19 protein-coding genes are annotated in these 22811 nt (G+C 43.2%); 15 read left to right on the forward strand and 4 right to left on the reverse strand.

The annotated features are described in order from the left end of the window. Window positions 1–55 precede the first annotated feature (55 nt). The 5 genes from AC07UV_RS12335 (at window position 56) to pstB (ending at window position 4309) form a co-directional block, all read left to right on the forward strand. On the forward strand, window positions 56–718 hold the full coding sequence (locus tag AC07UV_RS12335; protein WP_495183974.1) for a DUF6266 family protein: 663 nt from the start codon (window positions 56–58) through the stop codon (window positions 716–718). 232 nt (window positions 719–950) lie between these two features. Next, window positions 951–1829, forward strand: a complete 879-nt coding sequence (locus AC07UV_RS12340; RefSeq protein ID WP_495183975.1) for a substrate-binding domain-containing protein — start codon at window positions 951–953, stop codon at window positions 1827–1829. 6 nt (window positions 1830–1835) lie between these two features. Then, window positions 1836–2726 carry a phosphate ABC transporter permease subunit PstC gene (gene pstC / locus AC07UV_RS12345; RefSeq protein WP_282252635.1) on the forward strand — a complete coding sequence of 297 codons (891 nt, stop codon included), beginning with the start codon at window positions 1836–1838 and terminating at the stop codon, window positions 2724–2726. Next, window positions 2716–3573, forward strand: a complete 858-nt coding sequence (gene pstA, locus AC07UV_RS12350) for a phosphate ABC transporter permease PstA (protein WP_495183976.1) — start codon at window positions 2716–2718, stop codon at window positions 3571–3573. Before pstC ends, pstA begins: the two co-directional genes overlap by 11 nt. Continuing rightward, window positions 3563–4309, forward strand: a complete 747-nt coding sequence (gene pstB / locus AC07UV_RS12355; RefSeq protein WP_282252633.1) for a phosphate ABC transporter ATP-binding protein PstB — start codon at window positions 3563–3565, stop codon at window positions 4307–4309. The genes pstA and pstB overlap by 11 nt, the downstream gene beginning before the upstream one ends. A gap of 124 nt (window positions 4310–4433) precedes the next feature. Here pstB and AC07UV_RS12360 read toward each other — a convergent pair whose 3' ends face one another. Together AC07UV_RS12360 and AC07UV_RS12365 are read right to left on the reverse strand one after the other, a co-directional pair. Next, entirely contained in the window at window positions 4434–4844 is a 411-nt protein-coding gene (locus tag AC07UV_RS12360) for a hypothetical protein (protein WP_282252632.1), read from the reverse strand. Between the two features lie 303 nt (window positions 4845–5147). Beyond that, window positions 5148–7010: a vWA domain-containing protein gene (locus AC07UV_RS12365; protein ID WP_495183977.1), complete on the reverse strand. Its 1863-nt coding sequence runs from the start codon at window positions 7008–7010 to the stop codon at window positions 5148–5150. A gap of 81 nt (window positions 7011–7091) precedes the next feature. Here AC07UV_RS12365 and AC07UV_RS12370 point away from each other — a divergent pair, with 81 nt between their 5' ends. From AC07UV_RS12370 to AC07UV_RS12385, 4 genes are all read left to right on the forward strand, one after another. Beyond that, entirely contained in the window at window positions 7092–7670 is a 579-nt protein-coding gene (locus tag AC07UV_RS12370; RefSeq protein WP_495183978.1) for an RNA polymerase sigma factor, read from the forward strand. Beyond that, window positions 7657–8925 carry an energy transducer TonB family protein gene (locus AC07UV_RS12375; RefSeq protein WP_495183979.1) on the forward strand — a complete coding sequence of 423 codons (1269 nt, stop codon included), beginning with the start codon at window positions 7657–7659 and terminating at the stop codon, window positions 8923–8925. Before AC07UV_RS12370 ends, AC07UV_RS12375 begins: the two co-directional genes overlap by 14 nt. A gap of 250 nt (window positions 8926–9175) precedes the next feature. Next, window positions 9176–11146, forward strand: coding sequence for a DUF3858 domain-containing protein (locus AC07UV_RS12380; protein ID WP_495183980.1), 1971 nt, complete (start codon window positions 9176–9178; stop codon window positions 11144–11146). 594 nt (window positions 11147–11740) lie between these two features. Further along, the gene (locus AC07UV_RS12385) at window positions 11741–12229 is read left to right on the forward strand and encodes a MepB family protein (RefSeq protein ID WP_282252627.1); all 489 of its coding nucleotides are present in this window, start codon (window positions 11741–11743) and stop codon (window positions 12227–12229) included. A gap of 101 nt (window positions 12230–12330) precedes the next feature. Here AC07UV_RS12385 and AC07UV_RS12390 read toward each other — a convergent pair whose 3' ends face one another. Further along, window positions 12331–13812 carry an aminotransferase-like domain-containing protein gene (locus tag AC07UV_RS12390; RefSeq protein WP_495183981.1) on the reverse strand — a complete coding sequence of 494 codons (1482 nt, stop codon included), beginning with the start codon at window positions 13810–13812 and terminating at the stop codon, window positions 12331–12333. A gap of 142 nt (window positions 13813–13954) precedes the next feature. Here AC07UV_RS12390 and bioB point away from each other — a divergent pair, with 142 nt between their 5' ends. The 6 genes from bioB (at window position 13955) to bioD (ending at window position 19937) form a co-directional block, all read left to right on the forward strand. After that, on the forward strand, window positions 13955–15037 hold the full coding sequence (bioB, locus tag AC07UV_RS12395; protein ID WP_495183982.1) for a biotin synthase BioB: 1083 nt from the start codon (window positions 13955–13957) through the stop codon (window positions 15035–15037). Window positions 15038–15076: 39 nt separating this feature from the next. Further along, window positions 15077–16363, forward strand: a complete 1287-nt coding sequence (gene bioA / locus AC07UV_RS12400; RefSeq protein ID WP_495183983.1) for an adenosylmethionine--8-amino-7-oxononanoate transaminase — start codon at window positions 15077–15079, stop codon at window positions 16361–16363. 85 nt (window positions 16364–16448) lie between these two features. Then, a complete protein-coding gene (locus AC07UV_RS12405; protein ID WP_495183984.1) occupies window positions 16449–17606 on the forward strand; it encodes an 8-amino-7-oxononanoate synthase in 1158 nt (385 codons plus the stop codon). After that, window positions 17603–18310 carry a DUF452 family protein gene (locus AC07UV_RS12410; RefSeq protein ID WP_495183985.1) on the forward strand — a complete coding sequence of 236 codons (708 nt, stop codon included), beginning with the start codon at window positions 17603–17605 and terminating at the stop codon, window positions 18308–18310. The genes AC07UV_RS12405 and AC07UV_RS12410 overlap by 4 nt, the downstream gene beginning before the upstream one ends. A gap of 1 nt (window position 18311) precedes the next feature. Beyond that, entirely contained in the window at window positions 18312–19118 is an 807-nt protein-coding gene (gene bioC / locus AC07UV_RS12415) for a malonyl-ACP O-methyltransferase BioC (protein WP_495183986.1), read from the forward strand. Window positions 19119–19304: 186 nt separating this feature from the next. Next, window positions 19305–19937 carry a dethiobiotin synthase gene (gene bioD / locus AC07UV_RS12420; protein ID WP_495183987.1) on the forward strand — a complete coding sequence of 211 codons (633 nt, stop codon included), beginning with the start codon at window positions 19305–19307 and terminating at the stop codon, window positions 19935–19937. Window positions 19938–20226: 289 nt separating this feature from the next. Here bioD and AC07UV_RS12425 read toward each other — a convergent pair whose 3' ends face one another. Further along, window positions 20227–22740, reverse strand: a complete 2514-nt coding sequence (locus tag AC07UV_RS12425) for a phosphocholine-specific phospholipase C (RefSeq protein ID WP_495183988.1) — start codon at window positions 22738–22740, stop codon at window positions 20227–20229. Window positions 22741–22811 lie beyond the last annotated feature (71 nt).

A 22811-nucleotide genomic window follows, 5' to 3' on the forward strand; every position in this document is an offset into this window, starting at 1 on the left:
CAAACTTTTCCCCTATTCATCCGTTAAAAGAATCAAACAAATTATAAATGAATTTATGGCACGAGTAAATAATGGAGCAAATGGTGCTCCATCCGGAAAGGTTGGCGCTGTCGTGTTTTGCAAATGGAAGGATATCACCTATGTACGTTCGCTTCCTAAAGTCAAGAAAGGAAGAAAACTATCTGACATTGAGAATAAAAACAGAAGTAAATTTGCCTTTACACAAACCTTTCTGGGGAAATTCACAAAATTTTTTCGCTTAGGTTTTCAGCGATATAGAGAAAATATGACCGCATTTAATGCGGCGATGTCTTATCATCTTGAACATGCAGTCCTCCTCGGTGAACAGGGACCTGCAATCAACTATGAAAAATTTGCTATTAGCAGAGGACTGGAAAACATGATCATTTCCACATCCACCGAGATCGTAGACGACAAACTCGAAATAAAATGGGAGCCCAAAGTGACCAAGGAATTGCTGAACCATGAGTTAATTGACTTTAGAACCATGGTGCTCTTATTACCGGAAGATCCGATGCACACATCCGCCGGACTGCTGTTGGGAAACAGCATCGAACAGCGATCCCAGATAATTGAACTGCCTAAAGTCAATAGCAGTTCCATGTTTCACCTCTATCTTGGTTTCGCGGCAACAGATGGTAGCAATCGCAGCATGAATAGCGTTTATCTGGGTATAGTAACAGTAGAAAAAGAATAATTTCTGAAACAGCAAGCATTCCTTTTCTAACTGCTGGTACGATATGCCCAATACTTTATGACAATAAACAGATTTGCTATTCTCGTTTCGCAGTAAATGATTCATAGCTTCTTTGTATATAAAGGTACAGATCATGGATATTCTACAATTGGACTGAATAGACGACAAGTATATTTACAAAATATGAATTCACAATAAGATAACACAAACCTAACACAAAATCATTCCTCTTGTGTTTAACTTAGTAAGAATGAATGATATGGCTTTCAATCGTCTTATTTCTACTGTCCTTCTTGGTTTCAGTACCCTGTTATGGTCCTGCGGTAATACCGATCATACGATCAAAATGAAAGGTTCGGATACCGAAGTGAATCTTGCTGTTAATCTAGCCGAAGCGTACAATAAGACAGACCCTACATTCAGTATGGCTATCTCCGGCGGGGGGTCGGGACTTGGTATTACTTCCCTATTGAATGGGCAGGCAGATATCGCCAACTCATCGCGTCCATTGACCGAAGAAGAACAGACACTCTTCAAAAAGAAGAACATGCTCCTGAAAACCGTTGTCTTTGCCGAAGATGCCACCGCTTTTGTTGTTCACAGCGACAATCCGATCACAGAAATCGATGTGAAAACGCTTTCAAAAATAATGAGCGGTCAGGTGGAAAACTGGAAATCTGTTTCCGGACAGGATGTTCCGATCAATATCTATGGTAGACAGAGCAGTTCGGGAACCTATTCGTTTATTCGCAAGAAGCTAAAAATAGCCTATAGCCAAAAGGCCAAAGAAATGACCGGAAATGCACAAATTCTGGAAGCCATCAAAATTGACAAGTCTGGTATCGGTTATGTCGGTGCCGGTTATATTTCCAAAAAGATTCAGGACAACAAAGGTATCAAAGTATTGAAAATTAAAAATGATGCAGATTCCAATGCCATATCGCCCTTAGATCCTACAGCAATAAAAAATAGATTATATTTTTTTCAACGTCCCCTCTATCAGTTTATTCCCGAAAAATCATGGGCCAAAGTGCTGTCATTTATCCAATTTGAAACCAAAGGAGAAGGGACCAAGATCATCGAAAACTCAGGTTATTACCTTATTCAATAAAATAACATGCAGTACAAAAAACGAGTCGCCATCGATAAGATCGCTAAAATCATATTCAAGTCTACCGGATATCTGGTTCTTGCACTTTTGGGTGGTATTTTCTTCATGCTGCTTTACAATGCAATTGCCTTCTTTCTGGATGTTTCGCCATTGGATTTTATCACCGGAAGCCAATGGAATCCCACAGCAGCAGAACCGGCCTACGGCATTCTGCCATTAATTGTAAGTACCTCAATTGTTTCTTTGGGTGCGATGCTGATTGCCATTCCACTGGGTGTGGGTACCGCAGCTTTTATTTCCGAATATGCAAGTCCCAAACTCAAGACGATCTTAAAACCAGCCATTGAGATGCTTGCAGCAATTCCTTCGGTCGTGATCGGCTTTTTGGGAATCGTATTGGTTGGTCCCGGAATAGCAGATCTAAACAACCTCCCCAATGGGCTTAATGCATTAAATGGAGCAATCTTACTGGCCATCATGGCCCTTCCCACCATCATTACAATTTCCGAAGACGCCATCCATGCTGTACCGCAAACTTACCGTGAAGCGAGTTATGGTCTTGGTGCATCTCGTTGGCAAACGCTGCGCAAGATTACGATTCCTGCTGCAGCACCAGGAATCATTGCCGCCGTTATGCTGGGACTGGGAAGAGCCATCGGTGAAACCATGACTGTATTGATGGCCACGGGGAATGCCGCGATATTTCCTAAAGGATTTTTTGACTCTGTCAAAACCATTACCGCAACAATTGCGATCGAAATGGGTGAGGTCCCCTATCAGACCACACATTACTATGCTTTGTTTGCCATAGCGATTGTGTTATTCTTTATGACCTTGGTGGCCAATCTAATTGGTGAATATTTTATTAACCGTTTTAGAAAATATCATGCTGCATAAATTAAAAAAACTGGCACCGATCGTCGAATGGGGCACACTTCTCCTTTCCACAGGACTTGTATGCTTCTTTTTGTGCGTAATCCTATACGATATTTTTACGAAAGGCTCCCATGTGCTATCCTGGGATTTCATCGCCAAACTACCTTCCGATGGTATGACACGGGGAGGTATTCTTACGCCGATTATAGGTACGGTATTTCTGACCTTGATAACAGCATTATTTTCCATTCCTTTTGGAATATGTTGTGCCATTTACCTCAACGAATACGCAGAGAATACCTGGCTGACCCGCACGATCCGAGCTTCCATCCGTAATTTATCCGGTGTTCCCTCGATTATCTATGGCCTGTTTGGTCTGGCACTCTTTGTTCAGGCCCTGAATTTCGGCACGTCGATTTTGTCTGCCGGACTGACCTTGGGCTTGCTGTCCCTTCCCTATATCATTACCACAACGGAGGAGGCCCTGCTCCGTATTCCACGAAGCATGCGGGAGGCAGCACTAGCTGTAGGGGCCACTAAATTCGAATCGATCAAAGATGTGGTACTGCCCGCCTCTCTACCGGGGATACTCACAGGTATCGTCCTGACGCTTTCACGAGCGGCCGGCGAAACAGCACCCATACTATTTACAGGAGCCGCATTCTATATCACGAATTCCTTTGGTAACCTCAATCAGGAGTTTATGGCACTGCCCTATCACCTATACATGTTATCAACGCAGCATCAGTCGATTGAGGAGGTCAGACCTATTGCATACGGAACAGCATTGGTGCTTATCATTGTGGTCTTCCTCATGAATTTAACAGCTTTCTATATTCGATATAAGTTTAGAAATAATGAAAAGTAAATTGGTCACTGAAAATCTCAACCTATGGTTTGGGAGCAAACAGGTGTTGAAAAATATCAATATCGAATTTGAGGAAAATAAAGTTACGGCGCTGATCGGACCATCAGGATGTGGCAAAAGTACCCTTTTGCGAAGTTTTAACCGTATGCATGATCTCTATCCGGAAGCCAAAATAGAGGGACATATCAAATTGGATGGTCGCGAGATCTATCAAAAAGATATCGAGGTTACGGATCTACGTAAGCGTGTGGGTATGGTATTCCAAAAAGCCAATCCATTTCCCAAAAGTATATACGAAAACATCAGCTATGGTCTCAAGATCAACAATCTGATAGCAGATAAGACAACCGTACAAAAGGCATTGGAAGAAGCGTATATCTGGGAGGAGGTAAAAGATGATCTGAAAAAACCAGCTACACGGCTTTCCGGGGGGCAGCAACAAAGACTTTGTATCGCCCGTGCGGTAGCCTTACGTCCCGAAATTATTTTGATGGATGAACCTTGCTCGGCATTGGACCCTGTGAGTACCCTAAAGATCGAGGAACTTATTCACCATCTGAAAAAAAAATATACGATAGTTATTGTCACCCATAATATGCAACAGGCACAACGTGTCGCCGACAAAACCGTCTTTATGTATCTTGGGGAGATTATTGAACAAGGCGATACGCATCAGATTTTTAACAACCCACAACACGAAACCACGCGTAATTATATCAGCGGGCATTTTGGTTAACCCCTTCAGCAATCCGAATCGCACATCCCGTGTATGCCCCAGACTTTCTCTTATGTTCGGCGAGTTCGTGTCTTGCCGAACATTATTGCTGAAAAAAGTTTAGCTCCAGTACGACAAGGCGATGTTAACTTCCAAAAGGATCAGTCTTCTTTTCTGTTTTTAGTAAACCGATCAAATGCTGTAGCGCGTTTTGTAAACGTTTGGCATCATCTTCGGTTTGGATGGCCCACAAAATTTCCTCCGTATTGGCCGCGGATTTATATCGAATCTGATAACCGGACTTTACTCGTGCAATGATAAGCGGTTCAGATTTCGAGATATCACTTCGATAATGCTGACCCGTTGACAGAAAAACAGTCAAGGTCTTCCCATCCACTGTAACTGTGTCAATTTTGGTTTCTTTATAACGATAGGCAACCTTATACAGCTTGTTGATATAAGCTATTGTCTGCTGTTTGTTGAGCGCCTTATTCTGACCTTGTGACTGTATCCCTATTCCTATTAAAAGAAAACAACATAAAAGGAAATTTTTCATTCAAAATTGTATTATTTGTCTATTCTTTATTAGCCTGCACCAGCATCAATTTTGGCACACAGCACAATAAGCAATTATTTGTCCCTAAAAATATCTATTTATTTATGATTTTCAGTTGTCTATTTTCCAAAATCTATTTATTCAAACTTAATACCAACCAAACGACAAGTGTTATTTCGAAATAAGCCATAAAAATAAAACAACCTGGAACAGCGATTTTTTTTATCAACTGCCCCAAGCTGTTTCTCCACCTTTTCCCCAACACTTGAATGTCAATGCGACTTAGCTTGTATTTTAAGCTCCCTACATTTTCGTTTTCGATAAGTCCCGTGCATTTTCTGCCATTCGGATAAATTCGGCACGATAGCCCTCATCATCTGCTCCCTTTGCAGCCTTCGCTCGGACGATCAAACGATCAAAATTAGCCTCCTGTTTAAAGTCCGAATCACGAAGTAACAGCCCCAGTTCGGCCACAGCAGTTGCAAAGCGTAAATCTTCACTGACCTTATTCAAATCGGTTACCTTAGCCTGTACCACCTGTTGCTGCAATTTACTTTTTTCACCATCAGGTTCTTTGTAACGGAATTTGACTGTTGCCAGTTCCCCATTTCCTTTGACCGCGCTATTTTTGGTTGAGTTCTGCTGGTATTTCAACGGATCGACTGTCCCCACCATCGTCGAGTTGACACCGACAGGAACGATCTCATACAGCGCGGTAACAACATGACCTACGCCCATATCGCCGCCCATCTTTTGGTCGTTGTTGAAATCTTCCGCTTCAAGCAAACGGTTTTCATAGCCGACCAAGCGGTAGGCCTGTACATAATTCGGATTGAACTCTACCTGAATCTTCACATCTTTAGCCACTGTAAATAATGTTCCTCCAAATTCGGTGACCATGGCTTTCCGAGCCTCGGAAATATTGTCGATATATGCGTAGTTACCATGCCCTTTATCTGCTAGGATCTCCATCTTACTATCTTTCAAATTTCCCATACCATAGCCAAGCACGGTCAGAAAAACACCAGATTTACTCTCTTTACTGATCAGTTCCTCCATAGACTCATCGCTACTCTCTCCTACATTGAAATCACCATCGGAAGCCAAGATAATCCGATTGTTTCCACCCTTAACCAAATTTTGGCGGGCAATGGCATAGGCTTTTTTGATCCCTGCAGCACCGGCAGTACTTCCTCCAGCCTCAAGTTCATCTATGGCTGTTTTTATTTTCATTTTCTGACTACCGCTTGTACTCTCCAATTTCACTCCCGCCGAACCTGCATAGGTTACAATAGCAACACGGTCAATATCACGCAGCTGATCCACCAACATTTTCAGGGAAGATTTCACCAAAGGCAATCGCCCCGGCCCCATCATCGATCCTGAGACATCGATCAAAAAAACCAGGTTGGAGGCTTTGAGTTTGTCCGTCGGGATATCTTTGGCTTTTAACGTCACCCGCATCAACTGATGTGCATCGTTCCAAGGTGCTTTGGTTAATTCGGTTACGATATTCACTGGTTCGCCATTTTTTGGTCCTGCTACCTGATACTGAAAATAATTGATCATCTCCTCAACACGTACGGCATCCTTATCGGGTAAATTGCCCGCATTGATAAACCTACGGACATTACTGTATGAAGCAGCATCCACATCTGCAGCAAATGTTGACAACGGCTCCTTCATTGGATTGATAAACTTGTTTTCCTTGATTTTCTGATATGATTCCTGATTTTGATCGGATATATAGCCTCCACGAATATAGAGTCCCTGAGTCTGACCTGCTAAGGCCGTAGAGGCAATCATCATATTTGCTGTATTTCTTTTCGCAACTTTACGATCCCCCATAACGACAACTTCATCAAGTGCACGGTTATCCTGTACCATTGCGACATCGACTTTACCCTTTCTTTTTACTTCGACACGCTGTGTAATATAACCGAGGTAACTGAATTCCAAAGTTGTCTTACCGGGAGTGACCTTGATCTGATAATTTCCATCACGATCAGTGGATTTGCGTTCGTTGGTCTGCACATTTGTTACCACCACACCGCTTAACGCTAATTTGGTCGTTGCATCCGTCACCTTTCCTTTCACTTCGTACTGCTGGCCGGCATATCCACCAAGAGATAGCAACATGCTCATTAAAAAAAGTATTGTTCTCATATCGTTCAAATTTTTGTCAAGGGATGCAGCAAATATTAAATTTCCATAAACCAGAAAAAAAAAATATTTTTAGCAAATAAAATGTTCGCATACAAGTCGTCAAAAAAGGATTCAACGCAAGACCAGAAACTCTTGCAACAATATCAGGAGGCATCTGATCTCAAGGTATTGGGGAACCTTTATCAACGACATACCGAAATGGTCTATTATGTCTGCTTACGGTATCTTCAAGATCCAGAATTGAGTAAAGATGCCGTGATGAATATTTTTGAAGAGCTCATCTACAAAGTTAATAAGCAAGAAATCAAAGACTTTCCGAGATGGCTCTATGTGTTGAGCAAAAATCATTGCCTGATGTATTTAAGGTCACAAAAGAACAAATCACAAATTTCTTTGGATGAATTTGTGAAATATCCCGAAGATCTGCATCAGTATGAACAACAGGATGAAAAAGAGGAACAATTGACTGCAATGGAAGGCTGTCTGGAAAAACTACCGGACAAACAGCAACAGTCCGTCAAACTCTTTTTTCTGGAGGAAAAATGTTACAAAGAGATCAGCGACTCGACAGGATATAGCTTAAATGAAGTTAAAAGTTACATCCAAAATGGGAAGCGGAATTTAAAAAATTGCATGGAGGCTTGGAATGAGCGACAGTAATTATGACATAGCGTACTTAAAGAAATACGTCAATGGCCAACTTTCTCCCAAAGAGATGTACGCCATTGAACGTGAGGCCCAACGTGATCCCATGTTGGCGGATATTCTTATGGGTATAGAAATGGATCAAAACCGTACTGTTCCTTCCGAACTCAACGCGCGTATCGCACAACGCATCGAACATAAAAAAGAAGCTAAAATAAAAGTCTTTGACTGGAAAAGACTGGCCATTGCCGCTACAGTAGTCGCGATTTTAAGTGCGGGGATTCTCTATTTCCAGCAACAGAAAAGCCCTTCGGAGGCAAAGCGTACAGCAGATGCCGCTATGCCGGCTGATGTACCCTCGTCAAAATCGATTCCTCAGCATGACACAGCGGCCTCATCTACCATTGACCCTAGTATAAAAGAGCAGGACAGTCCTCGCTTGGCGGACAACAGTAAATCTTCCGATCTTGGTCAATATAAGGAGGAGACAGTGCCAGTACATCAGGAGCCATCGACACGCATAGCTCCGATTGAAAAAATGAATAATGGCATCCACAGGGACCGAGCTATAGCTGATTCAAAAATGTTAGACAGTGTGGAGGTATTTGGTTATACCCCCCAAGCGAAAAAGAGTATCACCGGAAGTTCAGTTGTGATCCGAGGTCAACAGGTCAATCAAAGCAATGCGCTCGCTGGCCGGATAGCTGGCGTCAATGTGACCCCACAGACCTTTGGTAGTCCTTTACTGGTAACTGTACGTGACAAAGAAACTGGCTTACCGATATCAGGTGTTACCATCATGCAGCCCAATAGCAAGCTGGCAACAAATACAGATGTTCAAGGTAAGGCCACCATTCAACCGAGCACAGTAGACTCCCTGGTTGATATCATGGCTGTAGGTTATAACACAGTTGCATTAAATATGCGTCGCAACAAAAACCTGAATATAAAATTACAACCTTCCAGTGCGACACTTGACGAGGTAGTAGTTACAACCATGTCCTCCCGGAAAACAAAAAGTGCTGAACCCGTTTGGGGATGGAAGTCATTTAATAATTACGTTAAAAAGAAAACAGCTAACAGTCGATACGAAGGTACTGTACGTTTGAATTTCTATATCGATAAAGATGGTTTCCCGTCCAATATCAATATCTTACAAAGTGCCAATGATTATCTGGACAACAAGGCCAAGGAGATTTTACTTTCCGGACCAAAATGGAAGGGTGAGGACAACCGATATGTAACGCTGACCTTTGATTTCACGTATTAAAACCCATCAAAAAAGGGCTTTAACTCGCTAGAAAACACTCTTTTTGAGATCATGGTGTCAAAACACATGGCTAGATTCCACACTTCGATCAGCTTGACTAAGTTCAGCAAGTATTTGAAAAATTAAAGACTACGTAATAACCCATGTAAGGGCCGTTCAACAACAACTTAAACGGATTTTTTTTTACTTATAAAATTTAATATTATTTCATACATTAGCACTATAATTCTTAACCATATAGTGACTTTTTATGAAAGGTTTTTTCACCAGCCTGCTTATTCTCGGCAGTTTTTGGGCTCATGCCCAAGATTTTTCATTCGGTAAAGTAAAAAAAGAGGATTTCGCGATCGATATTGGCAAATTGGACACTGCAGCCAACGCATTTGTCATTCGGGAATACGGCTCTGCACAGATCAACTACACCAAACATACCGGCCTGGTCGTCGAGTTCGTCAAACATGTTCGGATCAAAATATTGAACAAGGAAGGCTACAACCATGCAAACTTCACCATTCCACTTTACAAAAGCGGAAATGAACGCGAGGTTGTCACCGACATCAAAGGAGCTTCCTATCACCTCCAGGGGGATAAAGTCGTCGAAACTGAAATGACAAAGGCAAACATCTTTAACGAAAACTCTTCGGAAAATATCTCCTTAACCAAGGCTGCCATTCCGCAGGTTCAGGAGGGAACAATTATTGAATATCGCTACAAAACGGAATCGCCTTTTATTTTCAACCTCAATGCTTGGGAATTTCAGGAAGAACTCCCCAAGCTCTATAGTGAGTATGTCACGCGCATACCGGAAATCTGTCATTATAAGTCCAATTTAAAGGGGGGATTTCCCATCAAAGATCGCAAAACTGATAATTACAACACTGGGCTACAAAGTTCAATCGGTGATATTCTGGGCAGCAAAACGACCTATATCATGGAGAATATTCCGGCCTTCCACAGTGAAGACTATATGACCTCCTCTAAAAACTTTCGGTCCATTCTCTTTTTTGAACTCGGACGATACAGTGTCCCTATGGGCCCCACAAATGACTTCTCCCTAACCTGGGAGAACGTACGGGAAAAATTGGTCGCAGATGAAAGTTTTGGTGGTCAGGTCAAGCGAAAAGGAGCCTTAAAAGAATTTATCGAACCTGTACTACAAGGGGCAAATAATGATATCACAAAAGCCTCCCGCCTCTATGCTTATTTTCAGAAACGGATCAAATGGAACAATAAGCACTCGATCTATGCGAAAAATATCAAAGAAGCGCTTGAAAAAAGAACAGGCAATAGTGCCGACATCAATCTCGGATTGGTCAATGCACTACGTTATGCCCAATTAGAGGCTATTCCTGTTATTTTATCGACACGCGACAATGGTTATGCTGGACTGTACGCCCCTGCGATATCGGAATTCAACCATGTTGTTGCTCAGGTAAAACTTGGTGAGGAATACTATTTGTTGGATGCAACCTCTCCCTATGAACCCTTCGGCAACATTCCTTTAAAATGCGTCAACTATCAAGGCCGTTCTATTCCCTTAACTGGTGAGTCTGACTGGGTGAAACTCGAGTCAAAACTCCCCTCTTCACAAAGTAATTTCTTCTTTGGTGAACTCATGGAAAACGGTACATTAAAAGGAAAATGGGTAACCTCCCGCAATGGCTATCTTGCATCAAGAATGCGCGAACGTTTACAGGGTAGCAATTCAGAAGAGGAATTTTACGAAAAATGGGATGAAGAAAACAACCGTATCAAAATCAATAGCTTTAAGGTTTCCAACAGGGACTCCTTAGACAAACCACTCGCCGAAGAGTTTGAAATCGAGATTGAAAATTTTGCCAACCTACAAAACGACCAGCTCGCTTTCAATCCTTACATTGAAAGCAAAACCACCAAAAATCCTTTTAATCTGACCGAACGAAATTACCCAATTGATTTTGGATCCTTGATCCAGGAAGAAAGCTATATGGAAATCAAATTGCCAAAAGGGTATACGTACGCCCCCGAGACAAAATTAAAAAATATCAGTATGGCACTACCCGAGCGGGCAGCACGCTATATTTTTAAAGTCAGCAATTCAGATCCAAACATCCTACTTATTGAGAGCGCAACACAATTTAATAAACCGCTGTTTCTACCCGAAGAGTATTTTGATCTAAAAGAGTTTTTTAGCCGGATTATCCAGGCGCAAAAACTGGATATTTCCCTAAAAAAAATCTAATCGTCGCCTTAACAAAAACTTCATGTTATATTGACGATAAACTTAAATAGGGATGATAAATTTGAATATCAAAAAATAAGAAATAAAATGATTAAAGATTCAGAATTATTCGAACTAGAGCATACCTTCCTTGGTGAAGGTTTCGAGTTAGATGGTGATGACATTATCACCGATGAAGACTAAGTCTTCACTTTTTTTTGCAAGTATTATTCCCCTTATATAATCTCTAAGCCCGGTTGATTCCTCTCCGGGCTTTTTCTTTTCTTTTGTCTACATTTTTTAATTTAACTATATTTGGGCATCCTTAAAAACACAGGGATCCCTCCATAATTCACCACTCCTGCCCAAAATCCGCACGACAAATTATTATAGGGTTTGGGTAAGGGAAAACCACTATTCGAAAATTTATCTGAACGATTGCATTTAAAACTTATGGAAAGCAGGGCTTTCAAATCAGGTGTCGTACAGTTAATCTACAACGCTGACACAAAATAGAAACTACTAGCCAGTACCAAAATAGCCGCTAGGATATAGTATTGTTAGGCGTTTCGTGACAACCATAAATTCAAAAAAAGAGAAAAAGTATTAGCATACATGATTAAAGAACTAAAACAACTGGGAGAGATCCTATCCAAAAGTATAACGAACCTGACTGATGATCTAGAATGTGCTGGCTATTTCGGCTTTAATTTTCAACTTGATGAGCGAAATATCAAATTTCGAAAAGCCAAAATAACGCCCACAAAGGTCGGACAATTCGTCACCCTCTGGAAACGTGACGCTCGGGGTCAAACGACAGCATTTACAGCCGATGACGCTATTGACTATTACATTATTGCTGCGGAACAGGAACCTCATGCTGGTTTCTTTGTTTTCCCAAAACAGGTTCTGATCGACAGACAAATCTTAACAACAGCGCAAAAGGAGGGCAAACGTGGGTTTCGTGTATATCCAGACTGGAGTATCACAGAAAGCAAGCAGGCAGCACAAAGCAAAAGTTGGCAGGGACAGTACTTTATTGACCTTAGGATTCCCTCTCAGGAGATAAAGGAAAAATTGACAACTATCCTGCAGATTAGTTGACCACAATTCCAACCATATCCTAAAAGATCATAGGCTGCAGACGGATCACACCTATCTTTCTCTTCGAGATAGGAAAACCTAAGCGCAAGGCTGTCATAGCTCTACTTAGCACCGACAGTCTCTTGATAGGCTTCATGCAACAAACGGACTGCATCACACATATCTTTCTCATCGAAATGAGCAAAACCCAAGCGCAAGGCTGTCACAGTTCTATTCTGGTAAAGGCAGTTACTCGGCAGTAACACTCCCTTTTCTTTTGCTTTTTCCTGTAAGATGGTCAGTGAAAAGCTGAAATTGAATCGGACCCAAAAAGCTAAGCCAGAAACCGGAACATCAAATGTGATCTTGTTTTCAAAATTGGTATGCAGCAATTGCGCAAATAAGTCTTTCCGTTCAGCAACTATTTTGTGAAACTTCCGCTGATACCGAAAAATATCGCCCTGATGGATAATTTCGCCCAATGTTTTTTCGATCATAAAATTGGGCTTACCAAAGAGATTTAGGTATTTTTTCCCCTCCTCCAGGAGATCTTGAGGAGCAATCAAAAAATTCATCTGAAAACCAGGGTCCAAAAAACGACCAAATGTCCCTGTATAGATCACCCTATTCCCCGCATTTTTACGAAAAAGAGATTCCCCCTTGTCTTTGACCAGCGAAGACTCAAAATCAACATCATCTTCGATCACAATAAAATTATACTGTTCGGCCAGCTGCAACAGCTGCATTTTCCTTTTTTCAGAAAGGCTTACTGTAGTAGGATATTGGCATTTTGTATTGATGTAAACACACCTGATCTCACCGGGCGCAAAATGATCTGCGATATAATCAATATCCATTCCCATCGCATCTACAGGAACCGTTTTCAGTTTGGCTCCGGCTTGGCTAAAGATCATGTTCGGCAAAAAATAGCTTAGATTTTCGACAAGTACAATATCCCCTTGTTGAATCAATAAGCGTGATAAAATAGAAAAGATCTGCTCACGGCTGGCAATGGGCAATAGAAAGTTCCGGGAGAGATGGAAACCACGTGTCAAATTGAGATAATAGCTCAATTGATCCCTAAAAAATAGATTTCCATCAGTCGTAGCCGGAAATTCATCACTCTTCTTTTTCCGTTTTACCATAGAAGCGTAAAAACGTACCAGCTCTTCTGTCTCGATAATACGGTAGTCTGGGGTACCATCCGTAAAATAATATTTTTCCGGAATTTCAAATACTGGCGTATCCAGGATCAATTCCTTTCTAAAATGATACGGAGCCCGATCCGGTGGTTGCCGAAAAGCTTCGATTGCCGAAATCGCAGTAGTCACACGTTCGGGATTTTTCACAAAGGTACCCCTATTTGGTAGAATCTCCACCCAGCCTTGCTCCTGTAGTTCCGCTAGTGCGGCGACCACTGTTTTTCGGTGCACTTTCAATTCCGTCGCGATCTTTCGGCTTCCCGGAAGAAGGTCTCCATCCTCCAGCAGGTTGCGCTTGACAGCATTGATAAATTGATAGACGATCTGTATATAAACAGCATCCTCCTTGCGGCGGTCTATCTTGATAATCGAATGAAAACCTATGCTAACCGGACTACTCATTATGTTTATTTCGGACTACCAAAGTTAGGGTTTAAACTGTAATCTTTGCAATTCAACTGAAAAAACAGGCGCATGGAAATTTGATATCTACCGCATTTTTTGTGATAGAGACCTGATTTCCAAACGATCAAACACAAAGAATATGAGCACAGAAAAGAATTGGACACAGGCAGAAGTTGTTGCCTTATATAACAAACCGATCATGGAACTGTTGTACGAAGCGGCTACAGTTCACCGTACTTATCATGATCCCAATAAAGTACAGGTATCTACCTTGATTTCCATAAAAACTGGTGGATGTCCCGAAGATTGCGCCTACTGTCCGCAAGCAGCACGCTATCATACTGACGTTAAGGCCGAACGACTGATGAGTGTAGAACAGGTAAAAGCGCAGGCTTTGGCAGCCAAGGCTGGCGGCAGTTCACGGATATGCATGGGTGCCGCCTGGCGCAATGTCAAAGACGGACCAGAGTTTGACCAAGTATTGGATATGGTCCGTACACTGAACAGACTCGATATGGAAGTCTGCTGCACCTTGGGTATGCTGACCGAAAATCAAGCACTCCGATTATCCGAGGCAGGTCTCTATGCCTATAATCACAACCTGGACTCCTCAGCTGAATATTATGAAGAAATTATCTCAACCAGAAGTTACGATGACCGCTTGCAGACCATCGAAAATGTACGTAAGACAAATATCACGGTATGCAGTGGCGGTATTATTGGTATGGGAGAAAGCATAGCCAACCGGGCGGATATGCTGATTACACTCGCTTCGCTCATTCCACAACCTGAGTCGGTACCGATCAATGCACTGGTTCCGGTCGCAGGCACCCCGATGGAAGCGATGGAAACAGTATCCATCTGGGAAATGGTGCGCATGGTTGCCACCGCGCGAATTTTATTACCACAAACACAAGTTCGCTTATCAGCGGGGCGCAGCAATATGAGTCGCGAGGGACAAGCATTATGCTTTTTTGCTGGCGCAAATTCCATTTTTGCAGGTGATAAGCTACTGACAACGCCCAACCCAGCTATAAATGAGGATATGGAGCTTTTCAAAACGTTGGGGCTGATACCCCAACAGCCTTTTGAGAAAAAAAGCCAACCTGAAACCATCGCAATGGAGGATAGTCAATACCAGGCACTGGGTGAAAAACCACAATGGTCACGACCTGACCACAAAATTCAACGCAATCTGGACAAACAGCAGCAGGAAAAATAGATCAGGGACAGAAAATCAGGGATTGAAAAAAATAACATTATGACAGCGCAGCATACGATCGACGATTTCGACAGACAGCACCTATGGCACCCCTATACCAGCATCAGCGACCCGCTGCCAGCCTACAAAGTGACGCGGGCGGACGGTTGTATGATTGAACTGGAAAATGGGCAGCAGCTGATCGACGGCATGTCGTCCTGGTGGTGTACCATCCATGGGTATAACCATCCGGTATTAAATGCTGCGGTAAAGGAGCAGCTCGACAAGATCTCGCATGTGATGTTTGGTGGTTTGACACACGAACCGGCAATTGCTCTTGGCAAAATCCTCCTTGAAATCACACCGCCTTCACTCAACAAAATATTTTATGCCGATTCCGGTTCCGTTGCAGTGGAAGCAGCACTCAAAATGGCTGTACAATACTGGGTGGCACAAAAGAAGGTCAACAAGACCAACTTTGTTACCGTTCGTTCGGGATACCACGGTGACACTTGGAATGCCATGTCTGTATGCGATCCTGTGACCGGTATGCACCGTATTTTCGGCAATACCCTCCCCCTTCGTTACTTCGCAGCGGCCCCTCAAATTGGGTTTGATGAAGAATGGGATGCCAGCGACATTGCTCCACTGGCCGCACTTATCAGAACACATCAGGACGAATTGGCGGGTCTGATCCTTGAACCTATCGTTCAGGGTGCCGGAGGGATGCGCTTTTATCATCCCGAATACCTCCGGCAGGCAGCACAACTCTGTAAGGAGAATAACATCTTATTGATTTTTGACGAAATCGCCACCGGATTCGGCCGCACCGGTAAGCTCTTCGCCTGTGAACATGCGGATGTAGCGCCAGATATTCTATGCCTTGGTAAGGCCATAACAGGCGGATACATGACCTTATCTGCAGTAATCACTTCCACCGCTGTCGCAGAAACGATTTCCAATGGCAGCCCGGGTATGTTTATGCACGGTCCGACTTTTATGGCAAACCCGCTGGCCTGTGCCGTAGCGCTTGCCTCGATCAAATTATTATTGTCAACGGACTGGAAAGCAAAGGTAAAATCTATTGAAGAGCAACTGAAACAAGCACTTACCCCAGCAAAAGACTACCCCCAGGTAGAAGATGTCCGAATTTTGGGAGCCATTGCTGTCATCGAGATGAAGAATCCAGTATCCATGACCAGTATACAAAAACGATTTGTTGAAGAGGGTGTCTGGATCAGACCTTTTGGCAAATTGGTTTATATCATGCCGCCTTTTATCATTGGAACTGAAGAGTTAAACAAACTGACACAGGCTCTACTCAAGGTCATCAAAGAAATCAATTAATGGGGAGCAGTCTACACCATAGCTTTGTGGCTGAAATCAGAAGGCTAGAACGAGCTCTAATCAAGGTCGTTAAAAAGATCTACTAATGAAAAACAATTTACTCGACAGTTTTGTGGATGAGCTTCACAAACTCGAAAAACAAGGAAATAGCAGAACACTCCCCCTGATTACCCAGCAAGGAAACCGCATCCAATACAAAGAGAAAAACGGCTATAACCTCTCCTCAAATGATTATCTGGATCTGGCTACGGACCTGACATTGCGTGAAGAATTTTTACAATCGGTCAACAGCGATAATGCGCTTTTCAGCGCTTCATCTTCACGCCTATTAACTGGAAATCATCTAGTGTACACGCAACTGGAAAACCAGCTGAGCACTATGTTCGGTACCGAAAGTGCCCTAGTCTTCAGTAGTGGTTATCACATGAACACAGGTATACTTCCAGCCATCTGTCATGGGCGTACCCTCATCCTGGCCGATAAATGGGTGCACGCCAGTCTGATTGATGGCATCCGGCTTTCAGCAGCACAGCATTTACGGTATCGACATGCCGACTATGCCCATCTGGAAGAATTACTGGCAAAACACGCTTCCCGCTTTGAACGCGTCATTATCGTCACTGAAAGCATTTTCAGCATGGATGGGGATTGTACAGACCTCCGTTACCTGGTTCGTCTCAAACGCCGTTATTCCAATGTCATGTTGTATGTGGATGAGGCCCATGCGGTGGGGATACGTGGCGAAAGAGGACTTGGTTGCGCAGAAGAGCAGGGATGCATTGCTGCTATTGATTTCCTAACAGGTACTTTTGGAAAAGCACTGGCATCCCTAGGCGGCTACCTCGTCTGTCGACAGCCGATCCGCGATTACTTGATCAATAAAATGCGGACATTGCTATTCACAACTGCACTCCCGCCGATCAACCTCCGCTGGAGTTTATTTATTCTGGAACGCTTGGACAGTTTTTCAGATCGACGTCAGCAATTGCGCGAAAACAGTGCGTGGCTCAAACAACAGATCATCGCAAAGGGTTACAAATGCTGCTCACAAAGCCATATTCTACCCCTTATAATAGGCGATAGTAACGCGGCAGTACTGAAAGCAGAAGACCTGCAGCGAAAAGGATTTTATGTCCTTCCGATCCGTCCACCTACTGTACCGGAAGGAACTTCGAGAATACGTATTTCATTAACAGCAGGGATCCCAACATCGCTGATTCATCAACTTGTAGCAAGCCTATGATATTCAAAAAAATTACGCCCGCATGTCATGCCGCTAACCCCAATAATTCGGTACCACTGAATAATCCGATACCATCCAACAAAAAACTTGTTTTATTCTTTGCGGGATGGGGAATGGATGAGCATCTGTTTTCGGGTTATGCCCGATCCGGACAGGATCTAATTATCGCCTACGACTATTCTTCCTTAACACTGGACGAAAACCTCCTAAGAGGCTACGAAGAAATCCAGGTTTTCGCTTGGTCCATGGGCGTATGGGCAGCCTCACAGGTATTACCGAAACTGCAGATGCAGCATTATCCGATCGGTACCTGTACAGCAATCAATGGCACGCCATTTCCGATTGATGACAGCAGAGGAATTCCAGTCCAGGTATTCAGGGCCACCTTGAACACGTTAAGTGAAAAAACGCTTGATAAATTCAGACTACGGATGTGCGGTTCAAGAGAGATGTTAAACCATTTTCTTGCTAAAGCCCCCAGGCGGGACATAGCGAGTCTTCAAAAAGAACTAACTGCAATTGAAGAGCAGGTGACAGTACAATCAACAACAGCTTTTCAATGGGATGAGGCCTATATCGGAAAGGATGACCGCATTTTTAGTCTGGAAAACCAACAACGGGCATGGGCACACACCCCACATAAATTTGTCGATACAGCCCACTATCCCGAAAAATTATTTAAACAGCTTTTGCAGGAGATCTAAAATGCTTAACATCGTAGACAAACAACGGATCAAATCCCGCTTTTCGAAAGCCGCACAGAGTTACCACTCGGCGGCGGTTGTGCAAGGTCAAATTGCCGAAAAAATGATTAACCTGCTCAGGAATATTTTTCTCATCAGACCAGATAGGCTGCTCGAAATAGGCTGTGGAACCGGACTTTTTTCCCGTTTGTTGCTCCAGTACCTTTCTCCGAAGCATACGATCTTCAACGATATCTGTCCAGAAATGATCAAAAGTGTGAAGAGTATTGTCTTGTCGCAGCAGTCCTTGACAGCGTATAGTTCGGCGCTGCATGATCCGCAACATTACAGCTTTATCTGTGCCGATGCCGAAACGTGTAACTTACCTGACGGGCTGGATCTCATTACCTCCTGTTCCACTATTCAATGGTTTGAAGACCTTAGCGCCTTCTTTGCGCGCTGCCATACCGCACTTCATGCAAATGGTATCCTAGCATTCAGCACATTTGGCGAAGAAAATATGCGCGAGATTAGCAGCACAACAGGAATCGGCTTAACCTATCCTACCCAATCGGCACTGGTAGCGGAACTGCTGGCATTGGACTATGAAATTCTCTTGGTAGAAGAAGAACTCTTGAGTTTAACCTTTGAAAGCCCTTTACAGGTGCTCACCCACCTGAAAAAAACTGGGGTGACAGGTATAAAAAATCATCGCTGGACAAAAAGTAAACTTCAGGCTTATTGTACCGAATATATCGATCGTTATGCCGTTGGCACACAGGTTCCGTTAACCTATCACCCCATCTATATCATTGCAAAGAAAAAATGAATAACTAAACAAGAACACAAATCGGGAAGTGCACTTGTACGCCTCCTCTAACGCAAAGCAAACCTAAGGTCACAAACTAATAAGCATAAAATTGCCGAAACACCACAACGGAGACAGATCTTTGGAAAATCTCAACAGCACATCGCACTGAATTGGCAATCGAATAAGCAGCAAAAAAACATAGAAATGAAAAACAACATTTATTTTGTATCTGGCATAGATACCGGAATAGGAAAAAGTTACGCAACTGGCCTAATTGCAAAGCAATGGAATGCAAAAGGTATACGTACAATAACTCAGAAACTGGTACAAACCGGAAATGCAGCTATTTCCGAAGATATTATCTTACACCGTGAACTGATGGGTATCCCTTTCACCCAAGATGACCAGGAGAAAACAACCATGCCTGAAATTTTCAGCTACCCCGCATCACCGCACCTGGCGGCACATATAGATAAACGAGATATTGATTTCGAAAAAATCCGGCAAGCGACAGCGCAGTTAAGCCAGCGTTATGATGCTGTATTGGTAGAGGGTGCCGGTGGCCTCATGGTGCCGCTCACTGAGGATTACTTCATCATAGATTATATCAAAGAAATGGGTTATCCCTTGCTTTTTGTAACCTCTGGCAAATTGGGCAGTATCAATCATACCCTATTAAGCCTGGAAGCCATTGCCGCACGCGGGATCAATCTACATACGGTAATTTACAACACGTTCCCCGTACTTGAAGACAGCACCATCAGTACAGAAACACAGCGTTATCTCCTCAATTATATTCAAAAGCATTTTCCCGAAACCAAATTTATCACCTTGTAAATGCGTTTAGGCAAATAATGATATTTAGGTATCTATTGTGTGTAGGTCACTAAATCAAGTTTAGTAAGTGAACCTCCGACCTTATTTCAGCTCACAATAGATCCAAATTAGTGCGTTCTTCTCATTGTAAGCGAAATAGCTGCAATGGGAAGAACGTCTAATTGCAGTTTCAAATAACGCTAGTTAAGCTGCACCAGTCAAATTACTGTATTGCCTAAATCCTTCAGTAAAAGCTCGAACCCACTGTCACAGTCAGACTGCTAATACAGACAGCCTTGCTTGCAAAACACTAGGCCAATAAGGGATCAGTCGTGGTTTCCACTCCCGTCTCCAATCGTCCCGCAAGCTGTAGTTCAAAATTAGCATTGCCCAGTCCCTTGATGACAAGATCGTACCAATTGCCCTGCGCGGCAATATCTAAGGTAAGGATAAGTTCTTTACCGGCTCCAATTTCCTTTGTCGCTGTATAATGCTGATAATTCAAACTTTTCACCTCCACCTGAACAGTCTTTGCATCCAGATTTTTGAGTGTGAGTTGCAGTTTACCTGTTGGTGCTTTGGTCAGTGATTTAAGTTCCGGAGACACCACGGCCAACAACGTTGCCGCATTTTTTTGTCCGGCAAACTTTCGGTAGAAACCATTTGGACCATGCAGCTCAAAGGCATATTGCTGTCCTTCAAATTTCTGTAGATCCCATTGATAGTTGAGGCGATCTCCGGCCTTGACCGCAAAATTCCAGTTTCGATAGGTTTCGATTTGGCCCTCTTCGTCTGTATAGGCAAGTGGACTATAGACATTGAAAGGCACTCCATTCGTTTTTTCACCAAATATGGCTGTATCCACCTGCATATTCAGGTTAAATTGACCATTCTGCACATAGCCAACGGCATCATGTCCATAGGGCAAGGCTGGTGATTTACGGGTTCCTTTTTCCTGAACACGATTGAATTTCGAAGTCCAAACCTGCTGCTTAGCCTGATTCAGGTCAGTAATTTCAATAAACCCGCCCGGATTATCCTTGAATTGAGCATTGTATATGGTTTCGATATATTGGTTTCGCTCTAGAAAAGGGAGCTGCTCCTGCGCTTGAACAAAGGGTGTGAATGCTGCTGTCAGATTACCGCAGATCGTCCGCCGCCAGGCACTGATATGATCCAGATGAATATTTTTGTTGTATTTATGGTTAAAGAAGTATTCCAGGAACTGTAAAGTCGACGTATGGTCAAACACTTGGGAGCAGACTTTTCCTCCCCTTGACCAAGGCGATGCGATATACATCGGCACACGGAATCCCAACCCAACCGCTCCCTCACGGGCCTGTTTCTTTGGAATCCCCTGTTTGAGCTCATTGTCCAGACGTACCATTTCCACTTCGCTATCAATTCCCGCCGAACAGGCCCCTGTATCTTTCCGCATCAGATCCGGTACGAGAAAAGGTTTCACATGGTCGTAATAGCCATCATTCTCATCGTAAGTGATGATAAAAATGGTCTTTTTCCAGACCTCCGGATTTTTGGTCAGGATATCCAATACTTCCGACACATACCAGGCCCCATACCAAGGGGCGCTGGGATGATCCGAGAAATTTTTGGGACCAGCCAACCAGGATACCGCGGGTAATTTACCGCCGTCGACATCTTTTCGAAACTGATCCAGCACATCCCCTTTAGGTACTTCCAAAGTCCGCTTTTTACCCTGTTCCTTAAATTGCAATGTCTCCAGCTTACGGTAATTATTATCCCCTTTATTGATCGTAAAGGCGCGTTGATGTAAAGATTTCGTAAGATCAGACAGTTTATTATAATTGTCGGCATTGAACGCTTTCAATTCAGCTTCAGCCCGCTCAAGGGCTTCACTTTTCTTACGGATGTCAACACGAATTTTCTCGGCCTGCTCCTCGGATTCGGGCGAACGCTCTTCGAGCTTGGAAATCTGTCCCGGCAGATCACGTACCTGTGTTGCGAGGTTGCTGACATAGGTATCTTTAAATTTGACCTGATAGGCCTGAAAAAATTCCAATAGATTACAGCCAAAATTGGACAACCAAGCGCGCTCTTCACCCGATAGGCCTCCACCACAGCTTGTTTCATTTTGATAAAAACGCCAGTCTATATTGTTCTTTTCCAACAACTCCGGAAAGGTTTCCCAGGTCATTTTGCCATAGCCGAAATCATCGTTACGAATATTGACCTTCTGCAATCCATCTTTTACTTCTGTGATTTTACCGGTCCAAAAGAAAGAACGATTGGGAGTTGTACTGGTCATGCCCGAGCAGAAATTCTGATCACATACGGTAAAAGCATCCGCCAGCGCATAGTGGAAAGGTAAATCTTCACGCGTGAAATAACCCAAGGTCAGCGGCATTGACGCATATTGCTTGTTACCCGATTGCTTAGCGGTCAACCATTGGTCGTATTTCCCCTGGTTATAAGCGTCCACCTGACTCGCTCTGCTATGGGGAAGTGAGCCCATCCAAGTCACCTTGCTCTCTTTGAGATTTAGTCGAAAAGGAGCAAATACCTTCCCCGCCTTATCTGTCTGATACCATACCGGCAGGTCGTTGGGTAACCGCACCGCACGTGGATCATTGAAACCACGTACACCGGAAAGACTCCCCAACGTATGATCAAAGGAACGATTTTCCTGCATCAGGATCACGATATGTTCTGCATCCAGAAAACTGCTTCCCGGCACCGGATCTATTGCAAAGGCTTTTTGAATGGAGGCCGGCATAAAACTAGCAATACCAGCAGCTCCAGAAAATAACAAGGTTTTTCGAAGAAATTCTCTTCTGCTTTCCATAATGTTTATCTATAATTTCGATTTGAATCTACTTAGATTTCTTTTTGTTTCATATTTCTTCGTGTAAATCT

Source organism: Sphingobacterium sp. GW821-FHT03E03, assembly GCF_059420745.1.